The 20,344-nt window shown below is 62.5% G+C and carries 12 protein-coding genes; 9 read left to right on the forward strand and 3 right to left on the reverse strand.

Annotation, left to right across the window (positions count from 1 at the left end):
* Positions 1-20 precede the first annotated feature (20 nt).
* Positions 21-2,264 (reverse strand): beta-glucosidase, encoded by a 2,244-nt coding sequence (locus KY084_RS05850; protein WP_219237508.1) that lies wholly within the window; start codon positions 2,262-2,264, stop codon positions 21-23.
* A 145-nt stretch (positions 2,265-2,409) separates the two neighbouring features.
* On the opposite strand from KY084_RS05850, the gene KY084_RS05855 reads away from it, so the two are divergent.
* The 5 genes from KY084_RS05855 (at position 2,410) to KY084_RS05875 (ending at position 9,966) form a co-directional block, all read left to right on the forward strand.
* Complete coding sequence (locus KY084_RS05855) at positions 2,410-5,514, forward strand: TonB-dependent receptor (protein ID WP_219237509.1); 3,105 nt, start codon at positions 2,410-2,412, stop codon at positions 5,512-5,514.
* Between the two features lie 148 nt (positions 5,515-5,662).
* Entirely contained in the window at positions 5,663-6,382 is a 720-nt protein-coding gene (locus KY084_RS05860) for a SapC family protein (protein ID WP_219237510.1), read from the forward strand.
* Positions 6,375-7,406: a cupin-like domain-containing protein gene (locus KY084_RS05865; protein WP_219237677.1), complete on the forward strand. Its 1,032-nt coding sequence runs from the start codon at positions 6,375-6,377 to the stop codon at positions 7,404-7,406. The genes KY084_RS05860 and KY084_RS05865 overlap by 8 nt, the downstream gene beginning before the upstream one ends.
* Positions 7,407-7,453: 47 nt before the next feature.
* Positions 7,454-8,902: a tryptophan halogenase family protein gene (locus KY084_RS05870; protein ID WP_246586945.1), complete on the forward strand. Its 1,449-nt coding sequence runs from the start codon at positions 7,454-7,456 to the stop codon at positions 8,900-8,902.
* Between the two features lie 8 nt (positions 8,903-8,910).
* Positions 8,911-9,966, forward strand: coding sequence for a LacI family DNA-binding transcriptional regulator (locus tag KY084_RS05875; protein WP_219237512.1), 1,056 nt, complete (start codon positions 8,911-8,913; stop codon positions 9,964-9,966).
* 9 nt (positions 9,967-9,975) lie between these two features.
* Here KY084_RS05875 and hutH read toward each other — a convergent pair whose 3' ends face one another.
* On the reverse strand, positions 9,976-11,505 hold the full coding sequence (hutH, locus tag KY084_RS05880; RefSeq protein ID WP_219237513.1) for a histidine ammonia-lyase: 1,530 nt from the start codon (positions 11,503-11,505) through the stop codon (positions 9,976-9,978).
* A 174-nt stretch (positions 11,506-11,679) separates the two neighbouring features.
* On the opposite strand from hutH, the gene KY084_RS05885 reads away from it, so the two are divergent.
* The 4 genes from KY084_RS05885 (at position 11,680) to KY084_RS05900 (ending at position 18,180) form a co-directional block, all read left to right on the forward strand.
* Positions 11,680-12,369 (forward strand): histidine utilization transcriptional repressor HutC, encoded by a 690-nt coding sequence (locus tag KY084_RS05885; protein WP_219237514.1) that lies wholly within the window; start codon positions 11,680-11,682, stop codon positions 12,367-12,369.
* 72 nt (positions 12,370-12,441) lie between these two features.
* Positions 12,442-16,038 (forward strand): hydantoinase B/oxoprolinase family protein, encoded by a 3,597-nt coding sequence (locus KY084_RS05890; RefSeq protein ID WP_219237515.1) that lies wholly within the window; start codon positions 12,442-12,444, stop codon positions 16,036-16,038.
* Positions 16,035-17,036, forward strand: coding sequence for a DUF2891 domain-containing protein (locus KY084_RS05895; RefSeq protein WP_219237516.1), 1,002 nt, complete (start codon positions 16,035-16,037; stop codon positions 17,034-17,036). The genes KY084_RS05890 and KY084_RS05895 overlap by 4 nt, the downstream gene beginning before the upstream one ends.
* A gap of 4 nt (positions 17,037-17,040) precedes the next feature.
* On the forward strand, positions 17,041-18,180 hold the full coding sequence (locus KY084_RS05900; protein ID WP_219237517.1) for a transporter substrate-binding domain-containing protein: 1,140 nt from the start codon (positions 17,041-17,043) through the stop codon (positions 18,178-18,180).
* 32 nt (positions 18,181-18,212) lie between these two features.
* Here the strand turns inward: KY084_RS05900 and KY084_RS05905 are convergent, their stop codons facing one another.
* Positions 18,213-20,264 carry an NAD(+) synthase gene (locus KY084_RS05905; RefSeq protein ID WP_219237518.1) on the reverse strand — a complete coding sequence of 684 codons (2,052 nt, stop codon included), beginning with the start codon at positions 20,262-20,264 and terminating at the stop codon, positions 18,213-18,215.
* Positions 20,265-20,344 lie beyond the last annotated feature (80 nt).

A 20,344-nucleotide genomic window follows, 5' to 3' on the forward strand; every position in this document is an offset into this window, starting at 1 on the left:
CCTCCCCGATATATCTCTTGTCAGGGCTTCATCGTAGCGGCCTGCAGCGTCGCGGTGAAGACCCGGCTGCGATCGGTCGCATCGGTGGCGAGCGCAACCTTGTATTTGCCGCCCTGGATGCGCCAACCGGGAAGCGCGGTATCGTAATCGGCGACGATGCGCGGCGCTGCGCTAAGCGTCACATGGCGCGTTTCGCCTGGCCGCAATTCGATCCGCTGGAATCCGGCAAGGCGCATGGGATGGTCCGATCCCTCGCGCGTCACATACATTTGTGGGACGGCCGCCCCGGCGCGCTTTCCGGTGTTCACGACGTCGAATGAGAGGGTGAGCGTTTTACCGCCGGACAGCGTCGCGTTGCGATAGGCGAAGCTGGTATAGGTGAGGCCATGCCCGAAGGGGAAAAGCGGCGTCTCTCCCTGCTTTTCATACCAGCGATAGCCGACATCCGCGCCTTCGACATAATCGATAGGAAAACTTTGCAGCTGATATTGGGAAGCGTTGGCGGGGTTCGACGCCGCCTGCGCTTCAAGGCTGTTGAGCTTGTCGAGACCCACCGGCTCCGGGCGCGGTGCCTGCGACGCGGCGGCGGGGAAGGTGATCGGCAACCGGCCCGAGGGATTGACCTTGCCCGTCAGGATATTTGCGATCGCCTGCCCGCCGCGCTGGCCGGGATACCATGCCTCGACGATGGCGGGCACTTGATCGCGCCAGGGCATCAATACCGGCCCGCCGGTTTCCAACACGGCAATCGTTTTGGGCTGGGCGGCGGCGACTGCGGAAATCAGCGCGTCCTGATGATAGGGCAGCGACAGGTCGGGAGCATCCTGCGCCTCGGTCGTCCATTGCACCGCGAACACGATCGCGACATCCGCTTCGCTTGCCGCCTTTTTCGCGCCTTCGACATCGCGCTGATCGACAAAGGTGATCTGGGCATTCGGCATCGCCTTGCGCAGCGCTTTCAGCGGCGAGGAGGCGTGGTAGGTGATCCGCGCGAAGGAGGACGCCGCCCCCGATCCCAGCGGAATTTCGATCGGCGCGCCGCCGACCGAGCGGACCTGGCTCGATCCGCCGCCCGAAAGGACTCCGCGATCGGCATGGCCGCCGATGACCGCGATTTTGCGCACCCCGGAAAGCGGCAGCAGGTCGCCATCGTTTTTCAGCAGAACGATACCCGCTTCGGCGGCGCGCTGCGCCACCCTGGCATGGGCGGCATAATCGATTTTCTGCGCGGTTTTCGGCGCGGGCGTATCATAGGCGCCGGTTTCGATCAGCCCGGTCAGGTAGCGCGCGACCATGTCGTCGAGCCGCGCCTGCGAAACCTTGCCATCGGCAAGCGCCTGTTCGAGCGGCGCGCCGAAAAAAATCTGCTTGTCGAGTTCCTGTCCTGATTCCTGGTCAAGTCCTGCATTGGCGGCCTTAACCGTTGAATGCACCGCGCCCCAGTCGCTCATCACCCAGCCGCGATAGCCCCAGTCTTTTTTCAGGACATCGGTCAGCAAATGCTTGTTGGCGCAGGCATAATCGCCATTGACCTTGTTATAGGCGCACATCACCGACCCCGGATTGCCCTTTTCAATCGCAATCTGGAAGGCGAGCAGATCGCTCATGCGCAGCGCCGCTTCATCGATCCGCGCATCGGCGACCATTCGCCCGGTTTCCTGCGAATTGATCGCGAAATGCTTCACCGTCGAAACGATATTGTTCGACTGTATCCCGGCGATATGCGCCCCGGCCATTTCCCCGGCGAGCAGCGGGTCTTCGCCGAGATATTCGAAATTGCGGCCGTTCCACGGATCGCGGGTCAGGTTCACGCCGCCGCCCAGCAGCACGTTGAAGCGTTTGGCGCGTGCTTCGGCGCCGATCATCGCGCCGCCCTGATGGGCGATTTCCGGATCGAACGACGATGCGGTGGCAAGACTGGAGGGAAGCGCGGTGGCGACGTCGCCCTTGCGCTGTTCAACCTGATTGGCAACGCCCAGCGATGCGTCGCTTTCACGCACCAGCGGCACGCCCAGGCGGGGAATGCCGTCGATATGCCCCGCCGAGGGGATCAGCTCATGTTCGCTTTTGCCTGCCGCCATGGGCGGAAACAGGCCATGGACCAGCGCGATTTTTTCATCGCGTGTCATCTTTGCCACGATCGCATCAGCCCGCTCGCGCGAGGCATTCCCATCGTCGGACGGTTGTTGCGCGTGTAATGCGCCGGCGCCGGAAACCGCGATAACCCACGTCGCCGCATATGCCAGTCCCATCGATCTTGCCATGTCCAGACCCCTTGCTCCGATCCCGAAATTGCCCGGCTGATACCGGTGATGGCGATTACTTGACAGCGCGAATGAAACTGCGCAAGTGAACGTTATCAATTTTGAGATGCGGAATGTACCGCACCATATTTTTGGGGAGGACGATATGCGTAGCTTTCATGCGCGCGCTTTTTCGCGTTTGGTTGTCGGGGCGTCCACGCTGGCGATCGCGGCGGTGCCGCTTGCCGCGCACGCGCAGGATGTGCCCGCATCCTCAACCATGGGTCAGCCCGGCGATTCCGAAATTCAGAACGGCGACGATCAGGCCGATACCGATACGACGGTGACGACGCAGCCGGTACAGGCGTCGGGCGCGATGCAACCGGCCGATGCGGCCGAGGATATCGTCGTAACCGGTATCCGCGCCAGCCTTCGCAATTCGATGAATATCAAGCGCGAATCGCAGGGCGTGGTCGATGCGATTTCGGCCGAGGATATCGGCAAGTTTCCCGACACGAACCTGGCCGAATCGCTTCAGCGCATCACCGGCGTTTCGATCGATCGCAATAACGGCGAAGGATCTCTCGTGACCGTTCGCGGCTTTGGTCCCGAATTCAACCTCGTACTGCTCAACGGGCGGCAGATGCCGACGTCGAGCATCGGCGACGGTTTCGGCGCGCCATCATCGCGGTCATTCGATTTCGCCAATCTCGCGTCGGAAGGGGTGAAGGCGCTCGAAGTCTATAAATCGGGCCGCGCGACGGTGGAAACCGGAGGTATCGGTTCGACGATCAACATTCTGACCCCGCGTCCATTCGACAAGCCGGGCCTTCGCGGCAGTTTCGCGGCAAAGGGCATCCTTGACACCTCGCGCAACGGCAAGGACCCGGTTACCCCCGAAATTTCCGGTATCATCAGCGATACCTTTGCCGATGATCGCATCGGCGTGCTGCTGGTCGGTAACTATTCGCGGCGCAAGGCAAGCACCAATTCGGCGAATATCAGCGAATGGCGTGACGGCTATCTCGGCTCGGAGAACAACTGGGGTTCGCTGCCCACGCCCACTACGTTGGATGGTGACGGCAACGTCGTGCCGGATCCGCGCTACGACAACATCACCAACCGGCCCGGTCCGGACGATGTCTATCAGGTGCCGCAGGGCGCTTCGTATAATCTGAACGATATCGATCGCGAGCGGATCAACGGGCAGGCGGTGTTGCAATTCAAGCCCATCGACAGCCTGACCGCGACGATCGACTACACCTATTCGCGCTACGAACTGGAAACGCATAACAGCAATGTCGGCATTTATTACAACCATGCCGATACCAGCAGCGCCTGGGGTGACGGGCCGATCGCCGACCCGATCTTCTATTCGGAGCATTTCCCGGAAGAGGATGGCAAGGACCTTGCCTATTCGGGCTCGCTGACAAAGGTAAAGAATGAAAACAAGTCGCTGGGCGGCAACCTGCAATGGGAAGCGCCGGGCGGCGTGACGATCACGCTCGACGCGCATCATTCGACCGCAACGTCGAAACCAGGCAGCAAATACGGCAACAGCCAGTCTGTCGCTACCGCGATATTCGGTGTTGAAGATCAGTCGATCAATTTCGAAAACGACTTTCCGGTCATCTCTGCCTCTTTCTATCCGGGCATCGATCCGCTCGACGCGTCGCAGATTCACGCAACCGGCAATGTGTTCCGTAATTCTTATTTCCGCGACCGGATCAACCAAGTGCAGTTGTCGGGCCATTACGACCATCAGGGCGATTTCCTGGACAGTATCGACTGGGGCGTATCCTATGTCGATAACAAGGTCCGCTCGGCCTATGGCTATATCCAGAACGATACCTGGGGTGGCCTTGGCGGCGAAAACGGGAATGAGTTGATCCCCGACGATATTTTCACGCTGGAAAGCATCGCCGACAAGTTCCCCGGGCTGGATGGCGTCGGGACGGATGGGATGATCAGCCAATTCTATTCATTCGATTTCGGCCGACTGGTGCCGCTCCTGGACGACCAGTTCGGGATTTGCGGCGGCGACAATAATTGCCTTTCTCCCTACACCACCGACCGCCGCATTCGTGAAAAGACGCTGGCACCGTTCGTTCAGGTGGCGACAAGCTTCGATGTGGTCGATCGGCCGGCGCATCTGATCGCTGGCGTGCGGTATGAAGAAACGACGATTGATTCCGCTGCGCTGGTCCCGACTCCGGCCGGCACCCAATGGGTTTCGGCGAATGAATTCAACGTGGTGTTTTCGGACGACAGTGAATTTACGCGGTTCAAGGGCAGCTATCACAACTGGTTGCCCGCAATCGACTTCGACATCGAACCGATACGCAACGTGAAACTGCGTGCATCGTACAGCCATACTATTACGCGTGCGAGTTATGCCGACCTGCAAGGCGGCCGGACGATCGATCAGCTTTTCCGCATCGCCAACGGCACGGGCAGTCAGGGCAATCCGGGACTGTTGCCGTATAAATCAAAGAATATCGATCTTTCCGCCGAATGGTATTACGGCCCGTCGAGCTACATCTCGGTCGGGTATTTCCATAAGGATGTATCGAACTTCGTCGGAAGCGATCGGATCAATACCACGGCTTTCGGCCTGACCAATCCGGGGCAGGGGCCGCGTGCCGACGCCGCGCGCGCCGCGCTTGGATCGACGGCGACCTCAACGCAGATACGCGAATATATCGCGACCAACTATCCCGATACGGTCAGCTATAACGATAATGGCGACCTGCTCATTGCGGGCCTGCCCGAGGACGATCCGCTCAATTTCCAGATTTCTCAGCCGGTAAACAGCGATCAGACTGCGGCGCTGAATGGTTGGGAATTCGCGATCCAGCATAGCTTCTGGGAAACCGGCTTCGGCGTGATCCTGAACTACACGATCGTCAACGGCGACGCGAAATATGACAACACCCAGCCGGCAAGCGTTACCCAGTTCGCGTTGACGGGGCTCAGCGATAGTGCGAACGCAGTTGTCTTCTACGACAAGGGGCCGTTGCAGGCGCGTGTCGCATATAACTGGCGCGACGAATTCCTGCAGTCGACGGGGCCGAATCCGGCCTATATCGAACCCTATGGTCAGGTCGATGCCAGCGCGAGCTATGAATTCCTGCCGGGCATTACCGTCTTTGGTGAGGCGATAAATCTGACCGGGGAAAGCCGACGCGGCCATACCCGTTCGGATGCTTATGTCACGTTCATCTCGCCCGGCTATGCGCGCTATTCGGCAGGCGTGCGCTACGCCTTCTGATCGGTCGGCAAAGGGGGCGACCGACAGTGGGAAGGGCATCCTCGATCCGGGGATGCCCTTTACCGCTTGAGGCGCGTGCCGGATCGAACGCCTTGACGCAGGCTGAGCCGGCGGGTTTACTTTTCGAAAGGTTCAGCAAACGTCTTCAATGTCCGATCACCAACCACTCACTGCGCAATCGCACCGCGCGCTAACCCTCCACCACGCGCGCGGCGCCGAATATGGCGATGCCGTGATGTGCTGCGTCACGGTGCCGGACGAATTTCGCAGGGTGCAGAACGAATATCCCATCCTGTTCCGCCTGAATACGCAGCGCGACAGCTTCGCCGCGATGGCGTTGTTCGGGTTTGAAGATGGCGAGAACCTGTTTCTGGACGGCGATCGCTGGAACGCGCGATACCGTCCGCTGGCGATGGATATCCAGCCTTTCCTGATCGGACGTCCGGCACCGGATTCCGATGAACGGCAGGTGCATATCGACATGACCAGCCCACGCATCTCGCCCGACGCGGACGGGATCGCGGTTTTCGATGACGCCGGTCAGCCGACGCCATATCTGGAGCGGGCGATCGAGCAACTGGGGCAGCTTGATACCGGCTATGCGCGGGTGGGCGATTTCATCGCCGCGCTTCGCCGCTACGACCTGCTTGAACCGCTCGCGGTGGAAATCCCGCTTGCCGACGGTTCGGTCAACCGGCTGGTGGGTTTCCACACCATCAATGAGGACCGGGTGAGGGCGCTCGACGCGGCAGCACTTGGCGATCTGCATGCGGCAGGGCATTTGATGCCGATCTTCATGGCAATCGCGTCGATGTCCAATTTCGATGACCTGATCCGGCGCAAGAACCATCGGCTTGGCTATGGCTGAGGTCGATCCGGGCATCTTCGCGGCGATGAAGCCGGTGGAGGAGCGCTGTGTCGCCGATGCGGGCGAACTGGACGCCGCGCTGCGTGAAGCGGACCGTCCTTTCCTTGTCCGCGGGCTGGTTGCCGACTGGCCGCTGGTCGCCGCTGCCCGCTGCTCGTCCGGCGAAGCCAGGGCCTATCTGCTCGATCATGCGCGCGACATGGATTTTACCGTTTCGGCGGGGCCTCCGGGCGCCGATGGCCGGATGTTCTATGACGAAGCGATGGGGATGAATTTCCGCACGCTGCGCGCACGCCTTCCCGAAATTTTCGCTCGGATGGAAGCCGGCGAGGGGCGGCCCGACGCCCATCCGCTCTATATCGCTTCCACCGACATCCACCGGTTCTTCGACCGCCTTGCCGAAGATAACCCGATCGATCTTTCGGGGCGAACGACGCTGGACGGCATCTGGATCGGCACCGCCACCCGGATTGCGGCGCATAACGACTTTCCCGATAACCTCGCCTGCGTCGCGGCGGGGCGGCGGCGCTTCACGCTGTTTCCGCCAGACCAGTTTCGCAACCTGTATCTGGGGCCGATCGACAATACGCCCGCCGGTCGCGCGATCAGCATGGTCGATTTTCATGCGCCCGATTTCGAACGCTTCCCGAAATTCCGCGAAGCGCTCGATCATGCGCTGGTGGCGGAGATGGAACCGGGCGATGCGCTGCATATTCCTTCCATGTGGTGGCATCATGTCGAGGGGCTGTCGCCGTTCAACATCCTCGTCAATTTCTGGTGGCGCGATACCCCGCGCTGGCTGGGGCAGCCGCAGAACGCGCTAAACCTGGCACTGATGGCGATCCGGGACCTGCCAAGGCACGAAAAGGAGCATTGGCGCGACCTGTTCGACCATTATGTCTTTCGCAACCGCGATGCGGATTTTGCGCATATCCCCGAACATGCGCGCAGCGTCCTTGCGCCGCTGACCCCCGAAAGCGCCGAGCATATTCGCGGCTTTCTGTTACGGCAGCTCAACCAGTGAATCCTGCACAGCGGATCGTTGTCGCGGGCGGCGGCACTGCTGGCTGGATGGCCGCGGCCGCGATTGCGCATACCATGGGCGAAACGGTCGAACTGACGCTGGTCGAATCGGATGCGATCGGCACCGTCGGGGTGGGGGAATCGACTATCCCGCCGCTCGCCACCTTCAACCGCGTGATCGGGGTGAAGGAAGCCGATTTCATGCGCGCGACCAGCGCGACGTTCAAGCTGGGCATCTGGTTCGAAGGATGGCGCACCGGCGAACCGAACGACCGTTATTTCCATTCGTTCGGTCTGACGGGCCGCGACCACTGGTCGGCGGGGTTCCAGCATTTCTGGCTGCACGGACGCGAAAAGGGGCACGGCGAACCCTATGACGATTATTGCCTGGAACTGATGGCCGCGCGGGCGGGGAAGTTCGCGCATCTGCCCGACAACCGCATGAATTATGCGTACCAGCTCGACGCGACAGCCTATGGCCGATTCCTTCGCGGGCTGGCGGAAAAGAACGGCGCGCGCCGGATCGAGGGCAAGATCGCCAAGGTCCAACTGGACGGCGAAAGCGGCGACATCGCCGCGCTGATGCTGGAATCGGGCGAGCGGATCGAAGGCGATCTGTTCCTCGACTGCACCGGCTTTCGCGCGCTGTTGATCGAACAAGCGCTGCATGCCGGTTTCGACGACTGGACCCACTGGCTGCCCTGCGACGCCGCGATCGCCATCCAGACCGACAGCGTCCACGCCGCGCCGCCCTATACCCGCGCGATGGCGCACGATGCGGGGTGGCAATGGCGCATCCCGCTGCAACACCGCACCGGCAACGGGCTGGTCTATTGCAGCCGCTATCTGTCGCGCGACGATGCGCTGGAGCGTATTCGGGGCAATATTGAGGGCGCTGCGATCACCGAACCCAATTTCCTGCGCTTCACCACCGGAGCGCGGCGGCGGCAATGGTATCGCAACTGCATCGCCATCGGCCTGTCGGGCGGATTCATGGAACCGCTCGAATCGACCAGTATCCACTTGATCCAGCGCGCGGTGCTACGCCTGATCCGGATGATGCCCGCCGGAAGGGTCAGCGAGCGCGACATCGCCGAATTCAACGACCAGCAGCGTATCGACATGGAGCAGATACGCGATTTCCTGATCCTGCATTACAAGGCCACCGATCGCAGCGACAGCGCATTCTGGCGGCACTGCGCGGCGATGGAAATTCCGGAGACACTTGCGCACAAGATCGACCTGTTCCGCGAAACGGGCCGCGTGTTCCGCCGCAACGAGGAACTGTTCGCGGAGAATAGCTGGGTACAGGTGATGATGGGTCAGGGAATCGTTCCGCAGCATTATCACCCGATCGCGGCGAAACTGGGCGATGCCGAACTCGATCGCCTGTTGTCGGGCCTTCGCGAAAACGTGTCGCGCACCGTCGGCTCACTGCCCGCGCATGCGGAATATGTGGCCCGCTATTGCGCGGCAAAAACCCCGGACGCGGTCTGACCAGGGGGATGGCGCGTCGCAAACAGTCCGTCACGATAAAGCATGTTGCCGCCGATGCAGGGGTGTCGCTGCAGACGGTGAGCCGGGTCATTAACAAAGAACCCAATGTCCGCCCCGTGATGCGCGAACGGGTGCAGGCATCGATCGAAAAACTTGGCTATGTCCCTTCGATCGCGGCGCAGCGGATGAGCGGATCGCGTTCCTATCTGATCATGGCGCTGAACGATCGCGAACGCACCATTGCCGACTGGCGCAAGCGAGAGGGCACCGATTGGGTCGATCAGATGCTGCTGGGCGGGATGCTGAAATGCGCCGAACATGGTTATCGCCTGATCGTGGAGCTGATCGACACGCATAGCGACCATATCGAGCGCGAATTGCTAGGCGCGATCGCGGCGCTGCAACCCGATGGCGTGATCCTGACCCCGCCGCATTCGCAAAATCAGCGAGTCATCGAATTGCTGCGCAAGCACCAGATCAGCGTCGCGCGGATCGGGTCGCTGGACGGCGGGCCGGGGCTGCGCTTCACGATGGATGACGAGCGCGCCGCCCGGCTGGCCAGCGAACATCTGCTGCAACTGGGGCATCGGCGTATCGGCTTTATCGCCGGTTCGCCCGAATATGAACTGAGCGCCTGGCGCATAGACGGCTGGCGCGCCGCGATGCGGGCGGCGGGGTGCGCCGATGCCGGGCTGTGCGAAGAAAGCGATTTCAGCTTTGAATCCGGCCGCCGTGCGGCACGGGCATTGCTGGGCGGGAGACAGCCCACCACCGCGATCATCGCCAGCAACGACCAGACCGCGCTCGCCGTGATGGACGTGGCGCGCGAAATGGAGCTGTCGATCCCCGATGATCTGTCGCTGGTCAGTTTCGACGATACGCCGCTGGTTCGCTTCGGTGACCCCGCGCTGACCGCGATCGCACAGCCGATTGCCGAAGTGACCGCTCAGGCGGTGGCGGCGATCATCGAGGATCGCAAGACGCAGAGCGAACTTGACCGTACGGTCGTGGTTCCGGCGGGTCTGATCCCTCGCCAATCAACCGCGCCGCCCCGCAACGGCTGATTCTCATGCTCAATCCATCGTGGGCAGGGCAATGCCGATCGCGGCTTCAAGGGCGCCATCGCGGACAAGATCGACGGCCCTGACCATGTCGGGGTGGAAATGCCGGTCTTCGTCCAGCGAAGGGACGGCCGCGCGCACGACTGAACGCACCGCTTCGAGCATCGCCGATGACGCCAGCGGCGCGTGAAAATCACACCCCTGCGCGGCGGCAAGCAGTTCGATCCCGATTACGGCGTGCAGATTGTCGGTCATCCGGCCCAGCCGGCGTGCGCCATGCGCCGCCATCGAAACATGATCTTCCTGATTGGCCGAAGTGGGGATTGAATCGACGCTTGCCGGATGCGCAAGCTGCTTGTTTTCCGATACCAGCGCGGCCGCGGTCACCTGCGGAATCATGAAACCGGAATTCAGGCCTGGCCGAGGCGTCAGAAAAGCGGGAAGGTTGGATAGCGCCGGATCGACCAGCATCGCCACGCGCCGTTCAGCGATCGAGCCGATTTCGCACACCGCCATCGCGATCATGTCGGCGGCAAAGGCGACCGGTTCGGCATGGAAGTTGCCGCCTGAAAGCGCTTCGCCACTATCAGCGAAGATCAGCGGATTGTCCGACACACCATTGGCTTCGATGGCGAGCATGGCCGCGGCATTCTTCAGCACGTCGAACGCAGCGCCCATTACCTGCGGCTGACAGCGAAGGCAGTACGGGTCCTGCACGCGTGGGTCATCGACCCGATGGCTGGCGCGGATCGCCGACCCCGCCATCAGCGTGCGTAGCGTATCGGCAACAGCGATCTGGCCCGGATGCGGGCGAAGCGCATGGATTCGCGGATCAAAGGGCGCGTCGGTGCCCTTTGCCGCTTCGGTCGACAGCGCGCCGGTGATCAGCGCCGCGCGGAAGCCCGTTTCCGCTTCGAACAATCCGGCAAGCGCGTGGGCAGTCGAAAACTGCGTACCGTTGAGCAAGGCGAGCCCTTCTTTGGGGCCAAGTTCTAGCGGAGCCAGTCCCGCAGACTTCAGCGCTTCGTCAGCGGGTTTGACTTCGCCATCATCTTCGATTTCACCGACCCCGATCATGGCCGCCGCCATATGTGCAAGCGGTGCCAGATCGCCGCTCGCCCCCACCGACCCCTGCGCCGGAATCACAGGCAACAGGTTTCGGGTCAGCATGGTTTCGATCATATCGACGGTTTCCGGGCGCACGCCCGACGCTCCCTGAGCGAGACTGGCGAGTTTCAGCGCGAGCATCAGCCGTACGATCGCGCGCGGCGTGGCATCGCCGATTCCTGCCGCGTGGCTCAACACGATATTGCGCTGAAGCGTCGTCAGTTCTTCGTTTGCGATGCGAACGCTCGCCAGTTTTCCGAACCCGGTGTTAATGCCGTAGACCGGTTCGCCGCGTTCCAGAATGCGGGCCACCGCCTCTGCACCCTGTGCCACGCGTTCCCGGCATCCGTCCGCCAGTTCGGGTACGGCGCCGCGATAGATTGCGTGCCAGTCCCGTAAGGGAACTGCGCCGGGAGAAAGCGATATCGGGGACATGATGAACCTGTGTGGACGGGGGTTTGGTATCTGCGGGACAAATGCCTTGGTAGGGCTTGCCCGATATTATTTGTCTAGTCATAATGACAGGTGCATCGCTTGTGCAAGTCCTGTGTCGCTGGAAATGGAGGCGCAGATAGTCGCGCCCGAAAAGCCGAGGAAAATGAACCGGATATGAGTGACGTTCTGACCCTCGACCAGCAAATCCGTGCCGATATCGAAGAGCGTATTCGCTCCGGCGAATGGCCGCCGGGATTTCGCATTCCGTTCGAACATGAATTGGTAAGAAGTTACAATTGTTCGCGAGCAACGGTCAGCAAGGCGATGGAAAAGCTGGCCAATTCCGGCTTGATCGAACGCAGGCGGCGCGCCGGCTCCTTTGTCGCACGACCGCACATCGAATCGGCGATTCTTGAGGTTCCAGACCTTGCCGAAATCGTCGCGCGGCGCGGCGACGTCTATCACTGGCAGCTTGAACGTCGGCGCGAGATGCGCGGCGCGGGTGATCTGGCCGGGCCGGTGCTGTATGTGACGGGGGTGCATTACAGCGGCCGGGAGCCGCTTGCGCTTGAGAACCGGACCTTGTCGCTGACCGCCGTCCCAGAAGCGGCGGAGCAGGATTTCGGGGAAATCGCACCGGGAAGCTGGCTGCTCAACCGTATTCCCTGGACCGACGCCCGACATCGTATCCGCGCGGTGGAAGCAAGCGCTGAGGACGCCGCGCGATTGCTTATCGCGCCGATGAGCGCGTGTCTGTCGATCGATCGCACGACCTGGCGCGCGGGCGAAGCGGTGACACAGGTGCGCCATCTGTTTCCAGGATCGCGCTATGATCTGGTGGCCGAATTCGAATCGGCAAGCTGATGCGATCGGAACTCACCGCGCGCCGGGGGACTTGATGCGCAACAGCAAATCCGAAACCGTCAGAGGAGCCGAATGAGCGATACCGATCAGCGCTGGAATTTCTGGATCGACCGGGGTGGTACCTTTACCGATGTCATCGCGCGTTCGCCGAAGGGCGAGGTCACGGTCGACAAGCTGTTGTCGGAAAATCCGGAACAGTATGACGATGCCGCCGTGGCGGCGATCCGGCGAATTACCGGGGTGGAGACGGACGCTTTGCCTCCGCTCGACGTTCGGATCGGCACGACGATCGCGACCAACGCGCTGCTCGAACGCAAGGGGCAGCCGGTATTGCTGGCCATTACGCGCGGCTTTCGCGATGCGCTGACCATCGGTACGCAAGACCGGCCCGATATTTTTGCGAGGGCAATCCGGCGACCCGACCCGCTTCATGCCGATGTGGTCGAGATTGACGAGCGGGTGGCGCCCGATGGCGAGGTGCTGACGTCGCTGGACGAGGACGCGGCGCGAAAGGCGCTGAGCGCGGCGTATGATCGCGGGTTGCGCGCCGTCGCGATCGTGTTGATGCACGGATATATTCACAGCGCGCATGAGCAGGCGCTGGCGGAAATTGCGCGGAATATCGGCTTTACGCAGATTTCGGTCAGTCATGAGGTCGGCGCGCTGATCAAGCTGATCGGGCGCGGCGACACCAGCGTGGTTGATGCGTATCTGTCGCCGGTGTTGCGCAACTATGTCGAGACGCTGGAAAATGCGCTGGGCGAAGGTGCGCAGCCGCTGTTCATGCAATCGAACGGCGGGCTGACGCTGGGCCGCGCCTTTCGCGGGAAGGACGCAATCCTTTCCGGCCCGGCGGGCGGGATCGTGGGTATGGCGCAAACCGCGAAGCGTGCCGGGTTCGACAGGGTGATCGGCTTCGACATGGGCGGCACGTCGACCGATGTCTCGCTATATGCCGGTCATTATGAGCGCGACAATGAAACCATGGTGGCGGGGGCGCGTATTCGCGCGCCGATGCTGCGTATTCATACGGTCGCGGCGGGCGGTGGGTCAGTTTGCGGTTTCGATGGCGGGCGATTGCTGGTCGGGCCGGAATCGGCAGGCGCGGTGCCGGGGCCCGCTGCCTATCGTCGCGGCGGGCCGTTGACCATAACCGACTGCAATATCGCGCTGGGCAAGGTGCAGGCCGATTTCTTTCCCGCCCTGTTCGGGAAAGACGGCGACCAGCCGCTTGATGCCGACGCATCGCGCGAGCGCCTGACCGAACTTGCCGATGCGGTTGGTGATGCAGGCGGCACGGCGCAATCGCCGGAGGAAATCGCCGAAGGACTTCTTACGATCGCGGTTGCCGATATGGCTAATGCGATCAAGGCGATTTCGATCGCGCGTGGACATGATGTCAGCCGCTTCGTGCTTGCCTGTTTCGGCGGGGCGGGTGGGCAGCATGCCTGTTTGGTCGCCGATGCGCTGGGGATCGACCGGGTGCTGATCCACCCGCTGGCGGGCGTATTGTCGGCCTATGGCATGGGGCTTGCCGATCGGCGCGAGCTTCGCGAACGCACGTTGTCGCTGCCGCTTGAGGACGCGCGAATGACTGCGCTGCGCGACGACGCCGATGCGTTGCAGGGCGAGGCCGTGGATGCGCTTGCCGCGCAGGGCGTGGCGCGCGAAACGATCGAAACGAACTGCATCGCGATGGTGCGCACGCACGGCACCGAAAGCAACTTTGCTATTCCGCTGGGTAATCTGGACGATATGCGCGCCGCCTTTGCCGCCGCGTTCCGGCAGCGCTTCGGCTATGCCGACACCGGTGCACTGGTCGTCGACATGCTGCGTGCCGAGGCGGTGGCGAAAACCGGGCGGGCGGATGAACGCATCACCGCCGCCGCCGAACAGACCGCCGGTCCCGCCGCCATCACCCGAACCTTCATGGCGGGCGAATGGCGCGAAACCCCGGTTCATCGCCGCGAGGAACTGGCCGAGGGCGCGCATATCGGCGGCCCTGCACTAATCATCGATGCGGTGTCGACCACGGTAATCGAGCCGGGCTGGGGCGCCGCCGTCGATGGCGACGGCGCGCTGGTCCTGAAGCGGGAGGAAGCGCGCGGCCGCGCCGAAATGGGCACGCAGCGCGACCCCGTCAGGCTGGAAATATTTTCGGGCCTGTTCATGGCGATTGCCGAGGAAATGGGCGCAGCGCTTCGTCACTCGGCATCATCGGTCAATATCCGCGAGCGGCTGGATTTTTCCTGCGCGCTGTTCGATGCCCAGGGCAATCTGATCGCCAACGCGCCGCACATTCCGGTGCATCTGGGATCGATGGGCGAAAGCATCCGCAGCGTGCTTGCCCGGCGCGGAACGGACGGGCGCGGCATTCGCGAAGGCGATGTCTACGCGCTGAACGCACCCTATGACGGCGGTACGCACCTTCCCGATATCACGGTTATCCGTCCGGTATTCGCCGGTGGCGGCGATGTGCCCGATTATTTCGTCGCGGCACGCGGGCATCATGCCGATGTCGGCGGCATCTCGCCCGGATCGATGCCGCCGAACAGCGTGACGATCGAGGAAGAGGGCATCATCTTCGACAATGTTCTGCTGGTCGATGAAGGGCGTTTTCGTGAGGCGGAGGTGCGCGAGTTGCTAGCCTCCGGTCGCTGGCCCGCGCGCAATATCGATCAGAATATCGCCGATCTAGCCGCGCAGGTCGCGGCATGTGAGCGCGGTGCATCCGCGCTTTGCGGGATTGCAGACCAATATGGCGCGGATGTCGTCACCGCCTATATGGCGCATGTGCAGGACTATGCCGCTGAAGCGGTACAGCGCCTGATACCCCGTCTGTCGGGCGGCGAGTTCGCTTATGAAATGGACAGCGGCGCGGTAGTGAAGGCGCGCATCGACATCGATGCAGATAAAGGTGCGATGACGGTCGATTTCACAGGCACCAGCGCGCAGCAGCCCGACAATTTCAACGCCCCGCTGGCCGTAACGCGTGCGGCCGTGCTCTACGCCATCCGCACGTTGATCGACGACCCCATTCCCCTGAACGACGGGTGCATGCGCGGCGTTTCGGTGGTGGTGCCCAACGAATCGATGCTTAATCCCGAATATCCCGCCGCGGTCGTCGCCGGGAATGTCGAGGTGAGCCAGGTTGTCACCGACACGATTTTCGGGGCGCTCGGCGCGATGGCGGGCGCGCAGGGGACGATGAACAATCTCACCTTTGGCGATGCGACGCACCAATATTACGAAACCATTGCGGGCGGATCGGGGGCGGGGCCGGATTTCGACGGTGCCGATGTCGTGCAGACGCATATGACCAACAGCCGCCTGACCGATCCCGAAATACTGGAAACGCGATTTCCCGTTCTGGTGGAAGAATTCGCCATTCGTAGCGGATCGGGCGGGGCAGGGCGGCATCGTGGCGGTGACGGGGCGGTCCGTCGCCTGCGGTTTCGCGAACCGATGCAGCTCTCGATTCTGTCGAACCACCGCCGGGTGCCGCCGTTCGGACTGGCAGGCGGCGGCAACGGGGCATGCGGCGAAAACAGTGTCGAGCGTGCCGATGCGAGGGTCGAGCGATTGCCCGGCACCGCCGGCGTCGATATGCTGCCCGGCGATGTTTTCGTTGTGAAGACGCCGGGCGGCGGAGGGTATGGCGCGACGTGACGCAGCTTGAACGGCAGGATGCCGAACGATTTGCCGCGCTGACGCTGGCGAACCTTACCCGGCGCTGGCCGTGGAAGCCGGGGCATGTGGCATATGGCCCGGAAGACCTGATGCCGCCCGATGCACTGCACCCCGCTTTTTACGGAAGCTATGACTGGCATAGCTGCGTGCATGGCTGGTGGCAGGTGCTGCATTTGCTTCGCCGTGTTCCGGACCTGGAACAGGCCGGGGCCATCGCATCGCTGGCGGATCGGACCCTTACCGCGGATGCTATCGCGGGCGAGATCGCGATGTTCGACCGGGCAGGGGCGGCGACGTTCGAGCGGCCCTATGGCTGGGCATGGCTGCTCGCGCTGCATGGCGAGGCGCGGTGTCACTCCGAACGGCGCTGGGCGGCGACGCTCGCGCCGCTGGCGGATTTGCTGGCGAAGCGCATGGCGGCGTATCTGACCCGATTGTCGCACCCGTTGCGGCAGGGTGCGCACGGCAACAGCGCCTTCGCCATGCTGCTCGCGCATCACTGGGCGAAACGTGGAAACGAAGCGCTGGCGCAAACGATCGAAACGCGTGCGGCCGACTGGTTCGGCGCGGATCGTGATTGTCAGGCATGGGAACCGGACGGTGATGCGTTTCTGTCGCCTGCGCTGATCGAAGCGGCGTTGATGGCGCGATTGTTACCGGTGAGCCAATTCACGGACTGGTTCGATGGCTTCCTGCCCCGCAGTGGCGATCGCGAACCGCGAACGCTGTTCGTCCCCGTCACGCCGCCGGACCGCGACGACGCGAAGATGGTGCATCTCGACGGGCTGAACCTGTCGCGGGCATGGTGCTGGCGACTGATCGGCGACACGCTGCCGCCCGGCCACGCGACGATCCACGTAGCGCGGGAGGCCGCCGCGTCCCATCTATCGCAAAGCCTGCCGCATCTCGCCGACAGCTATATGGGGTCGCACTGGCTCGCCACTTTCGCACTGCTGGCGCTGGGCGGCGAAGCGTGACGCCATGGTGGACAGTTGGACTGCGTGCCGTAATATTTGCACGATGACCCATGTCTCCCGATCGCCTCGCTGGTGTCTCGCTCCGCTGGTCGTTCTTCTCAGTTTTTTGGCGGTGCCGGCGTTCGCGCAGGACGCGCCGTCGCCCGCCGGAACGCTGACGGTCGCGACGCGTGAAGCGCCGCCCTTCGTCATGAAGGGCGATGACGGCGAATGGCATGGCCTGGCTATCGATCTGTGGCGCGACATCGCGCGTCAACAAAATCTGCAATATCGAATCGTCGGCACCGACCTGAAAGGCATGGTCGATGGGGTCGCGGACGGCCGGTATGACCTCAGCATCGGCGCACTGACGGTGACGCCGCAGCGAGAGCAGAAAGTCGATTTCACCCATCCGTTCCACACCACCGGTTTCGGCATCGTGGTGGGAAAGGCGCCGCCAAGCTGGCTGCTGCTGCTCAGAAACTTTTTCACATGGAGTTTTTTGCAGGCGGTGTTGGCGTTGCTGGCGCTGCTCGCGGTGATCGGCCTGCTCTTCTGGCTGGCCGAGCGGCGGCATAATGAAGACGAATTCGGCGGCGGCACGGTGCGCGGCATCGCATCGGGCATGTGGTTTTCCGCCGTCACCATGACCACCGTCGGCTATGGCGACAAGGCGCCGCGAAGTTGGGCGGGCAAGGCACTGGCGCTGATCTGGATGTTCGGCGCGATCATCATCATTTCGACCTTTACCGGCATGATAGCCTCGTCGCTGACCGAAGGACGCCTTACCGGACGGATCAGCGGCCCCGACGACCTGTCGGGAAGTACCATCGGGTCGATCCGTGGATCGGCGGCTGAGGACTGGCTGCACGATCGCGGGCTGGGGTTTCAGGATGAAGGGTCGATAGCAGCGGGGTTGAAGGCCGTGCGCGACGGCAAGATCGACGCCTTCGTCTATGATCGGCCGTTGCTCGCCTATCTCTTTCGCGAAGGCGATGCGGGCAAGGGGCTGCGCATGGTGCAGGGGACGTTCGGGCGGCAGGACTATGCCTTTGCCCTGCCGCAACAGAGCAGTCTGCGCGAACCGCTCAATCGCGCATTGCTGACCGAAATCGACAGCCAGCAATGGGCAGCGAAGCTGAAGCAGGTGTTGGGCAAGGAATAGCGGCAACGCGCGCGGGACGTGGCGCGCTTCGTTCAGTCGGGCAGCGCCGCTTCCAGTTCCTCGATCCATAGCCGCGCGGTCCCGTCCGACGGCGCGCGCCAGTCGCCGCGCGGCGACAACGCGCCCCCGCTCGACACTTTCGGCCCATTGGGGATGGCGGAGCGTTTGAACTGGCTAGTCTGGAAAAAGCGCCATAGAAATGCGCGCAGCCATTTGGCGATCTCTTCCAGCGAATAGTCATGGCGAAGATGATCGGGAAAGCCGATCGGCCAACGCCCTTCATCCGCATCGCGCCAGGCGTGCCACGTAAGAAACGCGACTTTTGAGGGCTTCAACCCAAAGCGCACGATGTGATGCGCGAAAAAATCGTTCAGTTCATAGGGGCCGATCTTCTCCTCGGTCTTCTGGATCGCGCCATCCTCGCCGGGGGGAACCAGTTCGGGGGAAATATCGGTGTCGAGGATCGCGGCGAGCACGCGATGCGTCGCATCGTCATATTGCCCGCTGGCGATGCACCAGCGGATCAGATACTGGATCAGCGTCTTGGGAACGCCGGTATTGACGGCATAATGGCTCATCTGGTCGCCCACGCCATAGGTACACCAGCCAAGCGCCATTTCCGAAAGGTCGCCCGTGCCCAGCACGAAACCTTCGCGCTGATTGGCAAGGCGGAACAGGTAATCGGTGCGAAGCCCCGCCTGCACATTTTCGAATGTTATATCGTGGACCGGTTCGCCACTGGCGAACGGATGCCCGATATCCTCCAGCATTCGCGTTGCGGGCGGGCGGATATCGATCTCCGCTCCGGTGATGCCAAGCGAATCCATCAGCGCCCAGGCATTGTCCTTCGTCCAACCGCTGGTCGCGAAGCCGGGCATGGTGAACCCCAATATGTCCTTGCGATCGCGACCCATGCGATCGAACGCCTTGGCCGCGACGATCAGCGCATGGGTCGAATCCAGCCCCCCCGAAACGCCGATGACGATCCGCTTCGCGCCCGATGCAACGATCCGCTTGCGCAGTCCCTCCACCTGGATGTTGAAGGCTTCATAGCAGTCCTCATCCAGCTTTTCGGGCGTGTTGGGGACGAAGGGAAAGCGCCGGACCGGGCGCTTCAGCCCGATGTCATCCATCGTCGGCGCATGGGCGAAGCCGATCCGGCGAAAGCGCGTTTCCGGGTGTCCCGCCGCGATTGCCGCGTCGTTGAACGTGCCCATGCGCATCCGTTCGAGCCGGATGCGTTCGACATCCACATCGGCGAACACGATTTCGGTCGCCAGGTCGAACCGATCGGACATGGCAAGCGGTTCGCCAAGTTCGTGGATCATGCCCTGACCATCCCATGCCAGGTCGGTGGTGCTTTCGCCCGGTCCCGCTGCCGAATAGACATAGGCCGCAACCGCTCGCGCCGATTGCGACGCGGCGAGCATGGCGCGTTCGCGCGCCTTTCCGATGGTGATGTTCGAGGCCGACAGATTGGCGAGGATCGTCGCCCCGGCAAGCGCGCCATGGGTGGAGGGCGGAATCGCCGCCCAGTAATCTTCGCAGATTTCGGCATGAAAGAGAAAATCGGGCAGGTCCGTGGCGGCGAAGATCAGGTCGGTGCCGAACGGTGCGCTTTGTCCGGCAACGTCAATCGTCAGGCCGGTTACGCCCGCGCCGGGGGCGAACCAGCGCTTTTCGTAATATTCGCGGTAATTGGGCAAATGGCTTTTGGGAACCACACCCAGAATGCGTCCGCGCGCGATCGCGACGGCGCAGTTATACAGCCGCGAATTGCGGCGAAGCGCCACGCCGACGAGCAGCACCGGTTTCAGCGTGGCGCTCGCTTCCACCACGCGCGTCAGCGCCGCCTCGCTCGCATCGCATAGCGCGTCCTGCAAATGCAGGTCGTCGATGGCGTAGGATGAAAGGTTGAGTTCGGGAAAGACCAGCAGGTCCGCCCCCGCATCGTCGCCCTGTTTGGCCAGCGCGATCGTGGCATCGGCGTTGGCCCGCGCATCGCCTACCGTCGCGATCGGTGTGCATGCGCCGACCCGGACGAAACCATGGCGGTGAAGCGCGAAAAAAGGGTGGGTGGTCATCAAATCGCCCGTTGCGGAATCTTCAAAGGCGACCCGGATTGCGGTGATCCGGATCTTTCCGCAACCGATACCATCAAAAT

The organism is Stakelama flava (genome assembly GCF_019351405.1).
GTDB lineage: Bacteria > Pseudomonadota > Alphaproteobacteria > Sphingomonadales > Sphingomonadaceae > Sphingomonas > Sphingomonas flava_A.